General features: G+C 62.5%; 12 protein-coding genes. 6 read left to right on the forward strand and 6 right to left on the reverse strand.

The window, feature by feature from the left end; all coding sequences use genetic code 11:
• Positions 1–48: 48 nt before the first annotated feature.
• The gene (locus tag LJY18_RS19050) at positions 49–1,785 is read left to right on the forward strand and encodes a SulP family inorganic anion transporter (RefSeq protein ID WP_238043489.1); all 1,737 of its coding nucleotides are present in this window, start codon (positions 49–51) and stop codon (positions 1,783–1,785) included.
• 94 nt (positions 1,786–1,879) lie between these two features.
• On the opposite strand, the gene mgtE is transcribed toward LJY18_RS19050, so the two are convergent.
• The 6 genes from mgtE to LJY18_RS19080 all read right to left on the reverse strand — a co-directional run bounded on the left by mgtE (position 1,880) and on the right by LJY18_RS19080 (position 9,304).
• Positions 1,880–3,526 carry a magnesium transporter gene (gene mgtE / locus LJY18_RS19055; protein WP_300650602.1) on the reverse strand — a complete coding sequence of 549 codons (1,647 nt, stop codon included), beginning with the start codon at positions 3,524–3,526 and terminating at the stop codon, positions 1,880–1,882.
• Between the two features lie 90 nt (positions 3,527–3,616).
• Positions 3,617–4,723 (reverse strand): agmatine deiminase, encoded by a 1,107-nt coding sequence (gene aguA, locus LJY18_RS19060; protein ID WP_238043494.1) that lies wholly within the window; start codon positions 4,721–4,723, stop codon positions 3,617–3,619.
• A 75-nt stretch (positions 4,724–4,798) separates the two neighbouring features.
• A complete protein-coding gene (gene aguB, locus LJY18_RS19065) occupies positions 4,799–5,677 on the reverse strand; it encodes an N-carbamoylputrescine amidase (RefSeq protein ID WP_238043496.1) in 879 nt (292 codons plus the stop codon).
• Between the two features lie 184 nt (positions 5,678–5,861).
• Positions 5,862–6,500 carry a TetR/AcrR family transcriptional regulator gene (locus LJY18_RS19070; RefSeq protein WP_238043499.1) on the reverse strand — a complete coding sequence of 213 codons (639 nt, stop codon included), beginning with the start codon at positions 6,498–6,500 and terminating at the stop codon, positions 5,862–5,864.
• 148 nt (positions 6,501–6,648) lie between these two features.
• On the reverse strand, positions 6,649–7,743 hold the full coding sequence (locus LJY18_RS19075) for a polyamine ABC transporter substrate-binding protein (protein WP_238043501.1): 1,095 nt from the start codon (positions 7,741–7,743) through the stop codon (positions 6,649–6,651).
• 184 nt (positions 7,744–7,927) lie between these two features.
• The gene (locus tag LJY18_RS19080; RefSeq protein WP_238043502.1) at positions 7,928–9,304 is read right to left on the reverse strand and encodes a glutamine synthetase family protein; all 1,377 of its coding nucleotides are present in this window, start codon (positions 9,302–9,304) and stop codon (positions 7,928–7,930) included.
• Between the two features lie 277 nt (positions 9,305–9,581).
• Here LJY18_RS19080 and LJY18_RS19085 point away from each other — a divergent pair, with 277 nt between their 5' ends.
• From LJY18_RS19085 to LJY18_RS19105, 5 genes are all read left to right on the forward strand, one after another.
• Positions 9,582–10,334, forward strand: coding sequence for a gamma-glutamyl-gamma-aminobutyrate hydrolase family protein (locus tag LJY18_RS19085; RefSeq protein WP_238043503.1), 753 nt, complete (start codon positions 9,582–9,584; stop codon positions 10,332–10,334).
• A 43-nt stretch (positions 10,335–10,377) separates the two neighbouring features.
• A complete protein-coding gene (locus tag LJY18_RS19090; protein ID WP_238043504.1) occupies positions 10,378–11,736 on the forward strand; it encodes a glutamine synthetase family protein in 1,359 nt (452 codons plus the stop codon).
• 64 nt (positions 11,737–11,800) lie between these two features.
• Entirely contained in the window at positions 11,801–13,174 is a 1,374-nt protein-coding gene (locus LJY18_RS19095) for an aspartate aminotransferase family protein (protein ID WP_238043505.1), read from the forward strand.
• 163 nt (positions 13,175–13,337) lie between these two features.
• A complete protein-coding gene (locus tag LJY18_RS19100; RefSeq protein WP_238043506.1) occupies positions 13,338–14,432 on the forward strand; it encodes a polyamine ABC transporter substrate-binding protein in 1,095 nt (364 codons plus the stop codon).
• A gap of 683 nt (positions 14,433–15,115) precedes the next feature.
• Positions 15,116–16,258 carry an ABC transporter ATP-binding protein gene (locus tag LJY18_RS19105; protein WP_238043507.1) on the forward strand — a complete coding sequence of 381 codons (1,143 nt, stop codon included), beginning with the start codon at positions 15,116–15,118 and terminating at the stop codon, positions 16,256–16,258.
• Positions 16,259–16,284: the final 26 nt, after the last annotated feature.

A 16,284-nucleotide genomic window follows, 5' to 3' on the forward strand; every position in this document is an offset into this window, starting at 1 on the left:
GGCCATGAATGCGCCGGGCGCAGGCGAAATCGCTCGGGAGCAGGCGCAATGAGCCTGCGCCGCTGGCTGCCCTGCCTCGACTGGGGACGGCAATACAACCGCGCCACGGCCGCGCAGGATGGCCTGGCGGCGCTGATCGTCACCCTGATGCTGATTCCGCAGAGCCTGGCCTATGCCATGCTCGCCGGCTTGCCGCCGGTGACCGGGCTGTATGCCAGCATCCTGCCGCTACTGGCCTATGCCCTGTTCGGTTCCAGCCGCACCCTGGCAGTCGGCCCGGTGGCGGTGGTGTCGCTGATGACCGCTGCCGCCCTTGGGCCATTATTCCCTGCCGGCAGCCCCGAGTATGTCGGCGCCGCCATGTTGCTGGCGCTGCTGTCCGGGCTGTTGCTCGCCGGCATGGCCCTGCTGCGTCTGGGCTTCGTCGCCAACTTCCTCAGCCATCCGGTGGTTTCCGGCTTTATCAGCGCCTCCGGGATTCTCATCGCGGTCGGCCAGCTCAAGCATCTCCTCGGCATTTCCGCCTCCGGCGAGAACCTTCAGCAGCTGCTGCCGGCGCTGCTGCACAACCTGCCGGCGGTACACGGGCCCACCCTGTTGATCGGCGCCTGCAGCCTGCTGTTTCTCTGGTGGGTGCGCGGCCAGCTACAGCCTCTACTGGTACGCCTGGGTCTGGGGGCGACCCTGGCCGGTAACCTGGCCAAGGCCGGTCCGGTGCTGGCAATCATCGTGTCGATCCTGGTGGTCGGCCTGTTGCAGTTGGAGCAGGCCGGAGTCAAGGTCGTCGGCACCGTGCCCCAGGGCTTGGCGGGGCTGACCCTGCCGACCCTGGACTACGGCCTGGCCCTGCAGCTGTTGCCGGCGGCGCTGTTGATCAGCCTGGTCGGCTTCGTCGAGTCGGTGTCGGTGGCGCAGACCCTGGCGGCCAAGCGCCGTCAGCGGATCGATCCAGACAATGAACTGCTCGGCCTGGGCGGCGCCAACCTGGCGGCGGCCTTCAGTGGTGGCTTCCCGGTCACCGGCGGCTTTTCCCGCTCGGTGGTCAACTTCGATGCCGGCGCACAGACACCGATGGCCGGCGTGCTGACCGCTGGCGGTATCGCCATCAGCGTGCTGCTGTTGACCCCGCTGCTGCACAACTTGCCGCAAGCGGTGCTGGCTGCGACCATCATCGTTGCGGTGCTCAGCCTGGTCGACCTCAAGGCCCTGGGCCGGACCTGGCGCTATTCCCGTCAGGACGGTGCGGCGCATGCGGCGACTCTGGGCGGGGTGCTGCTGGTCGGCGTGGAGACGGGTATCCTGATGGGCGTCGGCTTGTCGCTGCTGCTGTTCCTCTGGCGCACCAGCCGCCCGCATGTGGCGGTGGTTGGTCAGATGCCGGGCAGCGAGCATTTTCGCAATGTCGAGCGCTTCGACGTGGTGCAGAGCCCCAGCGTTCTGTCGTTGCGGATCGACGAGAGCCTGTATTTTCCCAACGCGCGCTTTCTCGAAGAGCGCATCGGCGAACTGATCGCGGCGCGCCCGCTGGTACGCCATCTGGTGCTGATGTGTCCGGGGGTCAACCTGATCGATGCCAGCGCCCTGGAAAGCCTGGAAGCCAGCGTCGAGCGCCTGCATGCGGCTGGGGTGCAGCTGCACCTGTCGGAAGTGAAGGGGCCGGTGATGGATCAGCTGCGCCGTTCGGATTTCCTCGAGCGCTTTGGCGGCCAGGTGTTCATCAGCCAGTACCAGGCGCTGCGCACGCTCGATCCGCTAAGCACGCGGCGCGCCCTGGCGCTGGGATAGCGCCGAGCGGGTGTAAGACACGCCCGCCTGCTGCTACCGCTTCAACTTCGCCGGGCGGCTCAAGCGGCGTTACGCATGCTCTGCGCGCCGTCAGTTACAGCAACAACAGCGTGGCCAGGCCGAGGAAGGCGAAAAAGCCGACGACATCGGTCACCGTGGTCAGAATCACGCTGCCAGCCAGTGCCGGGTCGATGCCCATGCGCTGGAGCAGCAGCGGGATGCCCCAGCCGGCCAGTGCCGCGCACAGCAGGTTGACCAGGATGGCGACGCCGAGCACGGCGCCTATGCCCCAGTCGCCGAACCAGAGCACCGCGAGCAGGGCGATCACCACCGACCAGAGCAGGCCGTTGAGGATGGAGATGCCCAGCTCGCGATTGAGCAGGATACGAATATTGCCTTTCTGCAGCTGCCCAAGGGCCAGGCCGCGGATCACCAGAGTGAGGGTCTGGCTGCCGGCGATACCGCCCATGCTCGCCACTATGGGCATCAGTACGGCCAGAGCCACCAGTTGCTCCAGGGTCGCCTGAAACAGGCCGATCACCCAGGCGGCGCTGAATGCGGTGACCAGGTTGATCCCCAGCCATACCGCGCGGCGGCGTGAACTGACCAGCACCGGGGCGAACATGTCGGCTTCGTCATCGAGACCGGCCATTTGCATCAGGGCACGGTCGGAGTCCTCGCGAATCAGGTCGACCACGTCGTCGACGGTGATCCGGCCGAGCACCCGGTTGTGCTCATCGACTACCGGCGCGGACAGCAGGTCGAAGTCCTGGAACAGCTGGGCAACTTCGTTACCCTTGCTGGTCACCGCGATGCCGGCGAGATCGCGGTTCATCAACTCGGCTACGGGGCGGTGCAAATCAGCGGTGACCAGGCTGCTCAGCCGCAGGCCACCCTGGTAATGGCCTTTGCGGTCGACCACCATCAGCATGTCGGTCTGTGGCGGCAGCTTTTCCAGCAGGCGCAGATAGCGCAGCACCGTGCTGACTTGTACATCGGCACGGATCTGGATGGCGTCGGCGTTCATCAAGCCGCCGGCGGAGTCCTCGGGGTAGGACAGCATCGACTCCAGCTGCTTACGCTGGCTAGCGCTGCTGGCGTACAGCAGTTTATTGCCCAGCTCGGCGGGCAGGGTCTGGATCAGGTCGACTCGGTCATCGAGTTCGAGGTGCTCGGCCGAGGCGATCAGGTCTTCAAGGTCGAGTTCGAGTGCCAGGGCGACGCGTATTGCATCGTGAAGATAGGTCAGGACTTTACCGGTCCGGTCGGTGTCGACCATGCTCCAGACGCTGCGGCGTTCTACGGGAGGCAGCGACTCGAGGAGACCAGCGATCTTGGCCGGGTGCATGCGCTGCAGAAGCTTGCCGACCCGCTTGAGCTTCTTCTGGTTCAGCGCATCGCGCACGGCTTCCAGATGGTTGACGCTGCTGTGTGCGTGTTCCTGTTCTGGCCTGGCGTGAGTCGTGTCCGTCGCATCGCCGGCCAGCTGACTGATCAGCTCGATACTGAGGTGGGGCAGGATGCGCACTTCGAGTGCGGGGTCGATTTGTTGCCAGAGCGCCATGCGCTGCTCGGCTTCAAGCCTCTCAAGCATGGCGGCGATCTTGGCCGGATGCATACGGCTGAGAAACTTTCGCGCACGTTTGTTCTTTCCGGCGCGCAGGGCCTGAATTATATGTTCGCTGTCAGTCAGCGTGTGGTTCTCGTCACTGAGACTTGGAGCCGGCTTGATCGGATTCATGGCCGCCAGAGTAACACCCGAGCCGGGACTATCGGGAGGCCAATCCCAAGCGGGGCCCCGGGCAGGCTGCACTCGCCTGCCCGGTTGCGCTCAAGCGCGTTGCGGCGCCGGCTGCTGCTGGGTAATGCAGTGGATGTTGCCGCCGCCGAGGAGGATCTCGCGGCCCGGCACCATCACCACGCGGTGCGCGGGGAACAGGCGCTGGAGGATGGCGCGGGCTTCCTCGTCCTTGGGGTCGTCGAAGCAGGGCGCGATGATGCCGCCGTTGACGATCAGGAAGTTGACGTAGGAGCCGGCCAGGCGCACCTCGGGGTTGCGCTCCTGGGTGCCGGCCACCAGGTCGACCCCGGCGCATTCCTCGGCGCTGGCATGCAGCGGGCCGGGGATCGGCATCTTGTGCACGATTAGCTGGCGGCCGCGGGCGTCGCGGGCGCCTTCGAGTACCTGCATTGCCGCCTGGCAGCGCGGGTAGTTGGGGTTCTGTGGGTCGTCGGTCCAGGCCAGCAGCACCTCGCCCGGGCGCACGTAGCAGCAGAAGTTGTCGACGTGACCGTCGGTCTCGTCGTTGAACAGGCCGTCCGGCAGCCAGATCACCTTGTCGATGGCCAGGTGGTCGCGCAGCAGCTGCTCGATCGCCTCGCGCCCCAGGTGCGGGTTGCGGTTGCGGTTGAGCAGGCACTCCTCGGTAGTGATCAGGGTGCCTTCGCTGTCGACGTGGATCGAGCCGCCCTCGAGGACGAAGCCCTCGGTGCGGTAGCGCGCGCAGCGTTCGATCTCGAGGATCTTGCTGGCCACCTGGTCGTCGCGGTTCCACGGGAAGTACAGGCCGCCATCGAAGCCGCCCCAGGCATTGAAGGTCCAGTCGACGCCGCGTATTTCTCCCTGGTCGTTGCTGACGAAGGTCGGGCCGGTGTCGCGGACCCAGGCGTCGTCGGTGCTGACTTCGACCAGGCGGATGGCCGCATGGTCAAGGCGGGCGCGGGCGTTCTCGTACTGGCCGGCGCTGACGCAGACGGTCACCGGCTCGAACGCGGCGATGGCCTTGGCCACCGCGGTAAAGGCGGCCTGCGCCGGCTTGCCGCCCAGGCGCCAGTTGTCCGGACGCTCGGGCCAGACCATCCAGGTCTGGCTATGGGCTTCCCACTCGGCCGGCATGCGGAAGCCGTCGGCGCGAGGAGTGCTGTGGAGTGTGGTCATTGCGTGTACCTGCAGGGGCAGATGGGGCGCGGCCTGGGCGGCCATCAGGCGCCCAGGCTGCGGCCAAGGGATGGGTCAGGATTCCAGGTAGCCGTCCAGGGTCTTGATCGGCCCGTAGAGGTTCGGCCGGCGGTCGCGGAAGCTGCCCCAGGCGCTGCGCGTGTGCTCCAGCTGATCGAGGTCGAAGCTGTGCACCAGCACGCCTTCCTCGGTCTGGTTCAGCTCTTCGACCTTGGCCCCGAACTGGTCGGCGATGAACGAGGAGCCGTAGAAGTTGATGTGGTAATCGCCCTGGTCTTCGCGGCCGATGCGGTTGCTCGCCACCAGCGGCATCAGGTTGGCGCCGGCATGGCCCTGCTGCACGCGCTGCCAGTGCTCGCGCGAGGTGATATTGGGGTCATGCGGCTCGCTGCCAATGGCCGTCGGGTAGAACAGAATCTCGGCGCCGAGCAAAGCCATGCTGCGCGCGCACTCGGGGAACCACTGATCCCAGCAGATGCCCACGCCGATCTTGGCGTAGCGGGTGTTCCACACCTTGAAGCCGGTGTCGCCCGGATTGAAGTAGTACTTCTCGTGGTAGCCGGGGCCATCCGGGATGTGGCTTTTGCGATAAATCCCGAGGTTGCTGCCGTCGGCGTCGATGATCGCGATGCTGTTGAAACGCGCCCGCCCGGCCAGCTCGAAGAAGCTGATCGGCAGCACCACCTCAAGTTCCTTGGCGACCTTCTGGAAGTGCGCAATGGCTTCGTTGGCCTCGACCGTGGTGGCCAGCTGCAGGTAGTCCGGGTTGGGCTTCTGGCAGAAGTACGGGGTCTCGAACAGTTCCTGGATCAGGATGATCTGCGCGCCCTGGGCCGCCGCCTGGCGTACCAGCTTCTCGGCGTTGGCGATGTTGGCGGCGCGATCCCAGGAACAAGCCATCTGGGTCGCGGCGACGGTGACGATGCGGGACATGGAACACCTCGTATAGGCAATGAGCGGTGGTCGTTACACGCTAGCAGACGACCGATGACGACGCCGTGTCGGCGGGCGGTTGCGTGACTTTATAATCGATAAAAATCCGTTTTAAAAGTTCATTCTGTCTATTTTGTTATTTATTTCGACAAAATGACGGATAAATATCTGTTTTTGGTCGCGGCTAGAGTGCTGCGCCGCGTTTTGGCAGATAGGGCGGCAGGTACAGGCCCAGGTAGGCGTCGAACACGCGCATGCCTTCTTCGGCCAGGCGCGGGGTAATGTTGCCGTGCAGCTGCACCGAGCGGGCATAGACGCGGTCGCCCAGTTCCATGGCCAGGGCGAACACATCGACATCGTCCGGCAGTGCCGGCAGCTCGAAATGCCGCTCGAACAGCACCTGCATCAGCCGGCCCAGCTCGATGTCGTGCTGGCGGTCGGCCTGGGTCACCTCGGTAAGCCCGTGCTGGGCCAGGATCAGTTGCCGGGCCGCGGGGTCGGCCGCGTAGATATCCAGCATGCGCTGCTCGACGATGCGTGATAAATCGCGCCAGTCGCGCAGTTCGGCATGGGTGATGGGCGCCTGCAAGCTGGCACGAAAGGCGGCGTGGATGTCGGCGGTCAGGCCTTCGAGCAGCGCCGGCACGCTGGCGAAGAAGTGGTAGACCGAGGACGCGGGAATGGCCGCGCGCTCGGCCACGCTGTAGATCGACAGATTGGCCACGCCCTGCTCGGCGAGCAGGGCGCGGGCGGCAGCGAGGATCACGGTAATCCGTGCCTGGCTGCTGGCGCGGGGTTTGCGGGCGGTGGCGCTACGCTGCATGGCAATCATCTCGGCAAGGGACGCGCTATTGGACGCCAGCCGGAGCTGTGCAGGCAAGTCGGCTGCAGCGCCTGCGGCCGCCGCCTAGGCTGGGATTCCGCCCGGGATTGCCTGCGGTGGGCTGCAAGGGTGCGCCGACCGGCCAGCGTTACAGCGACTGGGCGCCGTCACGAAAGCGCTGCCACACCCGGTCGCGGACCTGCACGTGCTTTTCCGCAAAGGCCTCCTGGGCATGCAGGCGGCGCTTGGTCTCGGCGTCCGGGTAGAGGCCGGGCTGGTTGCGCAGCGCCACGTCGAGGAACGCCTTGGCGTCGGCATTGCCGCTGGGGTAGAGGGTTTCCGTGGTGATCAGCGCGGCGACTTCGGGCTGCATCAGGTAGTCGATGAAGCGATGGGCCAGGTCGGCGCGGCGGGCGCTGCGCGGGATCACCAGATTGTCGATGAACAGCACCGAGCCCTCATCCGGGACCAGAAAACGCACCGGCTGGCCGGCATCGGCCGCCGCCAGGGCGTCGCCGACCCAGGCCATGGCAACACACAGGCGGCCATTGTTGAGGTCGTCGATATAGCGCTCGCTGTCGATGTAGCGCAAGTTCGGACGCAGGCCATCGAGCACACTGCTGGCGCGCTCGATGCGGCTCGGTGCGCTGCGAGTCAGGCTGCGACCTTGATAGTTGAGCAGCAACGACAGGGTTTCGTCCGGCGCATCCAGCACGCTGATGCCACAACTGGCCAGGCGCGTGCTCTGTTCGGCGTCGAACAGCAGGCTCCAGCTATTGGGTAGCGGGCCACCGAAGGCGGCTTCGGCCTGCGGGGTATTGATTGCCAGGCCAACTGCGCCCCACAGGTAAGGCACCGCGTAACGGTTGCTCGGATCGACCGCTGCGAGCTTGCTCAGCAGTAGTTTGTCCAGGTGCTTGCGGTTGGGCAGCAGGTTGAAATCCAGGGGTTGCAGCTGGTCGTCCTTGATCAGGCGCGGCAAGTCATTGTGCGAGGGGACAATGATGTCGATGGCCTCGCTGCCATCGAGCGCCGCCTGCATTTCCTCGGCACTGCTGAAGGTATGGTATTCGACGCGGATGCCGGTTGCGGCCTCGAAGTCCTTCAGCACTTGCGGGGCGATGTAGTCGTTCCAGTTGTAGACGCGCAGGCTGTCTCCGGCCTTCTCCAGTGGCTCCACTTGCGCAGAGTGGGCCAGTAACGGCACTAGGGTGAGCAGTAGCGAAGCGCAGAAGCGCAGCATGGGTGTCTCCTTGACGGTGCGTCCACGCCAGCCGGCGCGGCCATTGGATTGAGTACGGCGAGCATCCTCAGAGGAATGCGGCGCAACACTATGCCGCCACAGGCTTGCGCGCGCGGCTGATCAGGTTGTTGGCAGTTTCAGCTGGATAAAACGACGCCGGCTCAGGGCCGGCGTCGGGGCTTGCTTACACGGTGTGCAGGTACCAGTTGTACTCGAGGTCGGAGATCGAGTTCTCGAACTCGGCCAGCTCGCTTTCCTTGCAGGCGACGAAGATATCGATGTATTTCGGGTCGATATACCGCGCCAGGATCTCGCTGTCGTCCAGCTCGCGCAGGGCATCGCGCAGGTTGTTCGGCAGGCTTTGCTCGTTCTGCTCGTAGGAGTTGCCTTCCACCGGTGCCGTTGGCTCGACCTTGTTGGTCAGGCCGTGGTGGACGCCCGCCAGGACTGCCGCCAGCAGCAGGTAGGGGTTGGCATCCGCGCCTGCGACCCGGTGCTCGATGCGAACGGCATCGGCCGTGTCGTTCGGTACCCGCAGGGCAACGGTGCGGTTATCGATACCCCAGCAAGGCGAGTTGGGTACGTAGTACTGGGCGCCGAAACGGCGGTACGAGTTGACGTTCGGGCAGAGGAAGGCCATCGAAGCCGGCATGGTTTCCAGCACACCGCCAATGGCGTGGCGCAGGGCATCGTTCTGCTCGGGATCTTCGCAGGCAAAAATATTCTTGCCGTCCTTGTCGAGGATCGAGATGTGCACGTGCAGCCCGTTGCCCGCCTGGTTCGGGTACGGCTTGGCCATGAAGGTGGTGTCCATCTCATGGTCGTAGGCGATGTTCTTCACCAGGCGCTTGAGCAGCAGCGCATAGTCGCAGGCCTTGATCGGGTCGGCGACGTGGTGCAGGTTGACCTCGAACTGCGCCGGGGCACTTTCCTTGACGATGGCGTCGGCCGGGATACCTTGCTCTTTAGCGCCCTCGAGAATGTCTTGCAGGCATTCGGCATATTCGTCGAGGTCGTCGATCAGGTAGACCTGGGTCGAATGCGGACGCTTGCCTGACAGCGGCGAGAGCGGCGGCTGCGGTCGACCGTTCACATTGGCCTGATCGATCAGGTAGAACTCGAGTTCGAAAGCGGCACAAATAGTGAGGCCCAGTTCGTCGAACTTCGCGACCACCTGACGCAACACTTCCCGTGGGTCGGCAAAGAACGGCTCGCCTTCCATTTCGTGCATGGTCATCAACAGTTGCGCGGTAGGGCGCTTCTGCCAGGGTTCATTGCACAGGGTGTTGGGGATGGGATAGCAGATACGGTCGGCATCGCCGATATCCAGGCCCAGGCCAGTGCTTTCCACTGTCGAGCCATTGATATCCAGAGCGAACAAAGACGCCGGGAGGTTGATGCCGCGTTCGTAAACCTTGTGCAGGCTCGCACGCTCGATGCGCTTGCCGCGCACCACTCCATTCATATCTGCAATGAGAAGGTCGACGAACAGGACCTCAGGATGTTTCTTAAGGAACGCGTTCGCTTCGTTAAGCTGAACGGCACGCGGGGGTACCGACATGATGCAACACCTTTATTGTTAAAAATATCAATCATTGAACTGCGATAAGCTGAGTCAATCTTAAACCTAGAGCTCTGTCAAGGGTGGTTTATTTTGCTCTAAAAAAGAGCATTGTGGCCGTTTTTAGGGCGCTTCAGGGCAGTGAACCCCCCCTCGGAGCCATGACTGGCGCGGTGCTCATTGGGGTGTGTACAATTTTTTACATGGCTATTGTGTAAAAAAATGAACAAGGCTAAGCTCCGGTTCAACCCTCTAACAGCAATAAAACGGGTGTCTCATGTCGCACCTGCCGTTGATCGGCGTCACCGCCTGCTCCAAACAGGTTGGTCTGCATCTTCACCATATAACAGGTGATAAATACGTTCGTGCCATAGCTATCGGAGCCGGCGGCTTGCCGCTGATCATTCCGGCGCTGGGCGAACTGATCGATCAGCCGACCCTGCTCGATAATCTGCACGGTTTGCTGTTCACCGGCTCCCCGTCCAATATCGAGCCTCATCATTATAGCGGCTCGGCCAGCGAGGCCGGTACTGCGCACGATCCCGAACGCGATAGCACCACCTTGCCACTGATCCGCAAGGCGATTGCGGCAGGCGTCCCTGTGCTCGGCATCTGTCGCGGCTTTCAGGAGATGAACGTGGCCTTCGGTGGCACCCTGTACCAAAAGGTACATGAAGTCGCCGGCATGCTCGATCACCGCGAGCAGCCGGATGAGCCCCTCGATGTGCAATACGGCCCACGCCACCTGCTGCGGGTGCAGCCAGGTGGCATTCTCGCCGGCCTTGGCTTGCCGAGCGAAATTGCCGTCAATTCCATTCATGGTCAGGGCGTTGAGCGTCTGGCGCCTGGCCTTCGAGTCGAAGCGCTGGCGCCAGACGGGTTGATCGAATCCTTCTCCGTCGAAGGTGCGCCCAGTTTTGCGCTGGGGGTGCAATGGCACCCCGAATGGCAGGTAGGATCCAACCCGAATGATCTCGCCATCTTCCAGGCCTTTGGTGAGGCTTGCAGGAAGAGGGCGGGACTGTGCTGAGCCGACTATATATAAGTCGGCTCTAACCAACCCCGAGGTCTCTATGAGCAGCAAATTGGACCAGCTTTCGAGCTGGCTGAAAGAGCGCAAAATCACCGAAGTTGAATGCCTGATCAGCGACCTTACCGGCATTGCCCGGGGCAAGATTTCGCCGACCAACAAGTTCCTCGACGAGAAGGGCATGCGCCTTCCCGAGAGTGTGCTGCTGCAGACCGTGACCGGCGACTATGTCGAGGACGATATTTATTACGACCTGCTCGACGAAGCGGACATCGACATGTTCTGCCGTCCCGATGCCGATGCGGTGTTCCTGGTGCCGTGGGCCATCGAGCCGACCGCCATGGTCATCCACGATACGTTCGACAAGCAGGGCAACCCGATCGAGTTGTCGCCGCGCAACATTCTCAAGAATGTACTTAAGCTGTATGCCGATAAGGGCTGGAAGCCCATCGTGGCGCCGGAGATGGAGTTCTACCTGACCAAGCGTTGCAGCGACCCGGACTTCCCGCTGGAAGCGCCGATGGGCCGTTCCGGTCGCCCGGAAGTCGGTCGTCAGTCGTTCTCCATCGATGCGGCCAACGAATTTGACCCGCTGTTTGAAGATGTCTATGACTGGAGTGAAATCCAGGGGTTGGATCTCGATACCCTGATCCACGAAGACGGCCCGGCACAGATGGAAATCAACTTCCGGCATGGCGAGGCCTTGCACCTGGCCGACCAGATCACCGTGTTCAAGCGCACCATGCGCGAGGCGGCGCTCAAGCATGACGTGGCGGCGACCTTCATGGCCAAGCCGATCACCGACCAGCCGGGCAGTGCCATGCACATTCACCAGAGTGTGGTGGACATCAAAACCGGACAAAACCTGTTTTCCAATGCCGATGGCAGCATGAGCGAACTGTTTATGCAGCACATTGGTGGCTTGCAGAAATACATCCCCGAACTGCTGCCGCTGTTCGCGCCCAACGTCAATTCCTTCCGCCGCTTCCTGCCGGATACCTCGGCGCCGGTGAACGTCGAGTGGGGCGAAGAGAATCGCACGGTTGGCCTGCGCGTCCCTGAGGCCACGCCGCAGAACCGGCGGGTGGAAAACCGCCTGGCCGGTGCCGATGCCAACCCTTACCTGGTGCTGGCTGCCTCGCTGCTGTGCGGTTACATGGGCATGGTGGAACAGCTTGAACCTGGCGCGCCGGTCCAGGGCCGGGGTTATGAGCGGCGCAATCTGCGCCTGCCGATCACCATCGAGCACGCACTGGAGCGGATGGAGGCCTGCAAGGCGGCGGAAGAATACCTGGGTGCGAAATTCATCCGTGGTTACGTGGCGGTCAAGCGTGCCGAGCACGAAAACTACAAGCGGGTAATCAGTTCCTGGGAGCGCGAGTTCCTGCTGCTCTCGGTTTGAGCGAACGGGTGCCAGGGCGCGAGGCCCGCGGCACCCGCAGTTGGCGTACATTTTTGAGGTGGATATGACTAAGCAAGCAAGCAACCCGCAGACCCTTGAGTGGCAGGCCATGAGCCGTGACCACCACCTGGCGCCGTTCAGCGACTTCAAGCAGTTGGCGGAGAGCGGCCCGCGCATCATCACCAAGGCCGATGGCGTTTACCTGTGGGACAGCGAAGGCAACAAGATCCTCGACGGAATGGCTGGTCTCTGGTGCGTGGCCATCGGTTATGGCCGCGACGAGCTGGCCGATGCCGCCAGCAAGCAGATGAAAGAGCTGCCTTTCTACAACCTGTTCTTCCAGACCGCCCATCCGCCGGTACTGGAATTGGCCAAGACCCTCGCCGAGATCTCCCCCGCCGGCATGAACCATGTGTTCTTCACCGGCTCCGGCTCCGAAGGCAATGACACCATGCTGCGCATGGTCCGTCATTACTGGGCGATCAAGGGCCAGCCGCAGAAGAAGGTCATCATCAGCCGCATCAACGGTTATCACGGTTCCACCGTGGCCGGCGCCAGTCTCGGCGGCATGAAGTTCATGCACGAGCAGGGCGATTTGCCGATTCCAGGCATCGAGCACATTGCCCAACCCTATTGGTTCGGCGAAGGCGGTGACATGAGCCCGGAGGAGTTCGGTATCTGGGCTGCCGACCAGCTGGAGAAAAAGATTCTCGAAGTCGGCGAGGAAAATGTCGCCGCCTTTATCGCCGAGCCAATCCAAGGCGCCGGCGGGGTGATCGTGCCGCCGGACAGTTACTGGCCGCGCATCCGCGAGATTCTCGCCAAATACGACATCCTGTTCGTCGCCGATGAGGTGATCTGCGGGTTCGGTCGCACCGGCGAATGGTTCGGCAGCGACTTCTACGGCCTGCAACCGGACCTGATGACCATCGCCAAGGGGCTGACTTCCGGTTACATCCCAATGGGCGGCCTGATCGTGCGCGACGAAGTCGTCGAGGTACTCAACCAGGGTGGCGATTTCAACCACGGCTTCACCTATTCCGGGCATCCGGTGGCGGCGGCGGTGGCGCTGGAAAACATCCGCATCCTGCGCGAAGAAAAAATCATTGAGCGGGTCAAGGCAGAAACGGCACCGTATTTGCAAAAGCGTCTACGTGAGTTGGCCGATCATCCGTTGGTGGGTGAAGTGCGCGGTGTCGGCATGCTTGGGGCGATCGAGCTGGTGAAGAACAAGGCCACCCGTGAGCGCTATCCGAGCGAGTCGGGGGCAGGCATGATTTGCCGTGGTCATTGTTTCGACAATGGTCTGATCATGCGTGCCGTGGGCGACACCATGATCATTTCGCCGCCGCTGGTCATCAGCAAGGCCGAGATCGACGAACTGGTAGACAAGGCACGTAAGTGTCTCGACTTGACCGCCGCGGAACTTGCCGGCTGAAACACGCCGCTCGTTACAGCGTTCAGCGGGCTACGCTGAACGCTGTAACGAGTGACGCAAGCTTGCCAGGCTGGGCCAGTGCGTTGGTTCGGCTCACCGGAAAGTGGGGCAGCCAGGCTGCGCATTTTCCGGGAACATTTTTACAACAACAGGAGCTGTACGCATGAAGATATTCGGCAAAACCCTTCTCGCGTTGTCCCTCGCCGGGGCGGTCGCGGGTGCCGCGCAAGCTGAGGAAAAAGTGCTGCACGTCTACAACTGGTCGGATTACATCGCCGAAGACACCCTGGAAAATTTCCAGAAAGAAACCGGTATCAAGGTGGTCTACGACGTCTTCGACAGCAATGAAACCCTGGAGGCCAAGCTGCTTTCCGGCGGTTCGGGCTATGACGTGGTAGTGCCGTCCAACCAGTTCCTGGCCAAGCAGATCAAGGCCGGGGTGTTCCAGAAACTCGACAAGTCCAAGTTGCCGAACTGGAAGCACCTCAACCCGGACCTGATGACGGCCCTGGAAAATGCCGACCCGGGTAACCAATACGCCTTCCCCTACCTGTGGGGTACTACCGGCATCGGTTATAACCCGGAGAAGGTCAAGGCGGCGCTGGGTATCGACAAGATCGACTCCTGGGATGTGCTGTTCAAGCCGGAAAATATGGAGAAGCTCAAGTCCTGCGGCATCTCCATGCTCGATGCGCCGGATGAGGTCTATGCTGCCGCGCTGCACTATCAGGGCCTGAACCCGAACCCGACCAGCGTCGATGATGTGAAGAAGGCCGAAGAGCTGCTGATGCAGGTGCGTCCTTACATCACCTACTTCCACTCATCCAAGTACATCTCCGACCTGGCCAACGGCAACATCTGCGTGGCACTGGGCTGGTCCGGCGATGTGTTCCAGGCTCAGGCGCGTGCCGAGGAAGCGAAGAACGATGTCCCGGTCGCCTATGCGATTCCGAAAGAGGGTGCTGCCTCGTTCTTCGACATGATGGCCATCCCGGCCGATGCCAAGAACCTCGACGAGGCGTACGCCTTCCTCAATTACATCCTGACCCCGGAAGTGATCGCGCCGATCTCCGACTATGTCGCCTACCCGAACGGCAACGCCACCGCCACGCCACTGGTATCCGAGGAGATCCGCAACAACCCGGGCATCTACCCGACCGCAGAAGCTTCGAAGAAGCTGTACACCTTCAAGGAGCTGAACCCGAAGGTACAACGTGCCGTAACCCGCAGCTGGACACGGGTGAAATCAGGCCGCTGATCGTAGGCCCAGCGAGGTGGTGAATGCAGGCGATCTGCTGAACCACCCGATTGCTGGCGGGGCATCCCGCCAGCAATCCTGATAATAAAAAAGGAAGCCCATATGCATCGTTCAACCCAGCTGGCCGGCCTCGTGCCCGTGCCATTCGCCATCCTGTTGCCTGCTGTTAGCCCGGCAAGCCTCAAGAGCGGGGCAGAACACACTGTCCGCTTGGTGTTGAGCCGTTGAACCACAGGAATTTGACCACTAACGAGGCCTCCCCTTTGCGGGGCGCCGGAGTTGAAGAGGACACGGCTGTGCGAAATGCCTCCGTCAGCGCCCCGGCGCTTGCCCTGCTGGCCAAGGCCCAGGCGACGATAGTTCAGCGACGCACGGCCAACCGCGACAAGCAGGCAGCGGCCTGCACGAGTCATTCAGTGAGCCCCGCGATAAGTGTCGGGGCCAGCGGTTACCTTGGCTACGCTAAGTCACATGACTGTGGCCCGTATCGATCGATCAGGGCGTAGCCAGAGACGCGGCGGTGTAGCCGCTGCGAGCAGTTTTGGACAGGTTGTTTCACTCGGCGGAGTTGCCGATCACAATACAAAGGCCAATGACCCGAAGCTGGAACAGGGTCGACTAAGGCCACAATTTCAAACGTCCGGCCGTCGGGGTTGGGCGCTACTTTTGCGGGAGTTTTGGTAATGGCAGTTGCTTCCAGTGCCTATAAAAAGGTTATTGAGGGAGATCAACAACCCAAAGAGGTGTTGGTCAAAATCGATCGTGTGACGAAGAAGTTCGATGAAACCATCGCTGTCGACGACGTCTCTCTGACCATCAACAAAGGCGAAATCTTTGCCCTGCTCGGCGGCTCGGGTTCGGGGAAGTCGACCCTGCTGCGCATGCTCGCCGGCTTTGAACGGCCGACCCAGGGGCGCATCTACCTGGATGGAGAAGACATCACCGATCTGCCGCCCTACGAGCGGCCGATCAACATGATGTTCCAGTCCTACGCGCTGTTCCCGCACATGAGTGTGGCGGACAACATCGCCTTCGGCCTCAAGCAGGACAAGATGTCCCGGGCCGAGATCGAGGCGCGGGTCGAGGAAATGCTCAAGCTGGTGCAGATGACCCAGTACGCCAAGCGCAAGCCGCACCAGTTGTCCGGCGGCCAGCGTCAGCGCGTGGCCTTGGCCCGCTCCCTGGCCAAGAGTCCGAAACTGCTGTTGCTCGACGAGCCGATGGGCGCACTGGACAAGAAACTGCGCTCGCAAATGCAACTGGAGCTGGTGGAGATCATCGAGCGGGTCGGCGTGACCTGCGTGATGGTGACCCACGACCAGGAAGAGGCCATGACCATGGCCCAGCGCATCGCCATCATGCACCTGGGCTGGATCGCCCAGATCGGCAGCCCGATCGACATCTATGAAACCCCGACCAGCCGCCTGGTCTGCGAGTTCATTGGCAACGTCAACCTGTTCGATGGCCAGGTGGTCGAGGACATGGAGGGCCATGCGCTGATCGACAGCCCGGACTTGGAGCGCAACATCTTCGTCGGTCATGGTGTCAGCACCTCGGTGCAGGACAAGAGCATCACCTACGCGATTCGCCCGGAGAAGCTGCTGGTCACCACCGAACAGCCGAGCTGCGAGTACAACTGGTCGCGCGGCACTGTGCACGACATCGCCTATCTGGGCGGCCATTCGGTGTTCCACGTGCAGCTGCCGAGCGGCAAGATCGTTCAATCCTTCGTCGCCAATGCCGAGCGTCGCGGCGCGCGGCCGACCTGGGATGACCAGGTCTTCGTCTGGTGGGAGGATGACAGCGGGGTGGCATTGCGCTCATGAATATTTCCCGAAGCATCAGCCGGCGT

Origin of the sequence: Pseudomonas sp. MMS21 TM103 (assembly GCF_022132145.1) — a bacterium.
In the GTDB taxonomy this organism is placed as follows: Bacteria; Pseudomonadota; Gammaproteobacteria; order Pseudomonadales; family Pseudomonadaceae; genus Aquipseudomonas.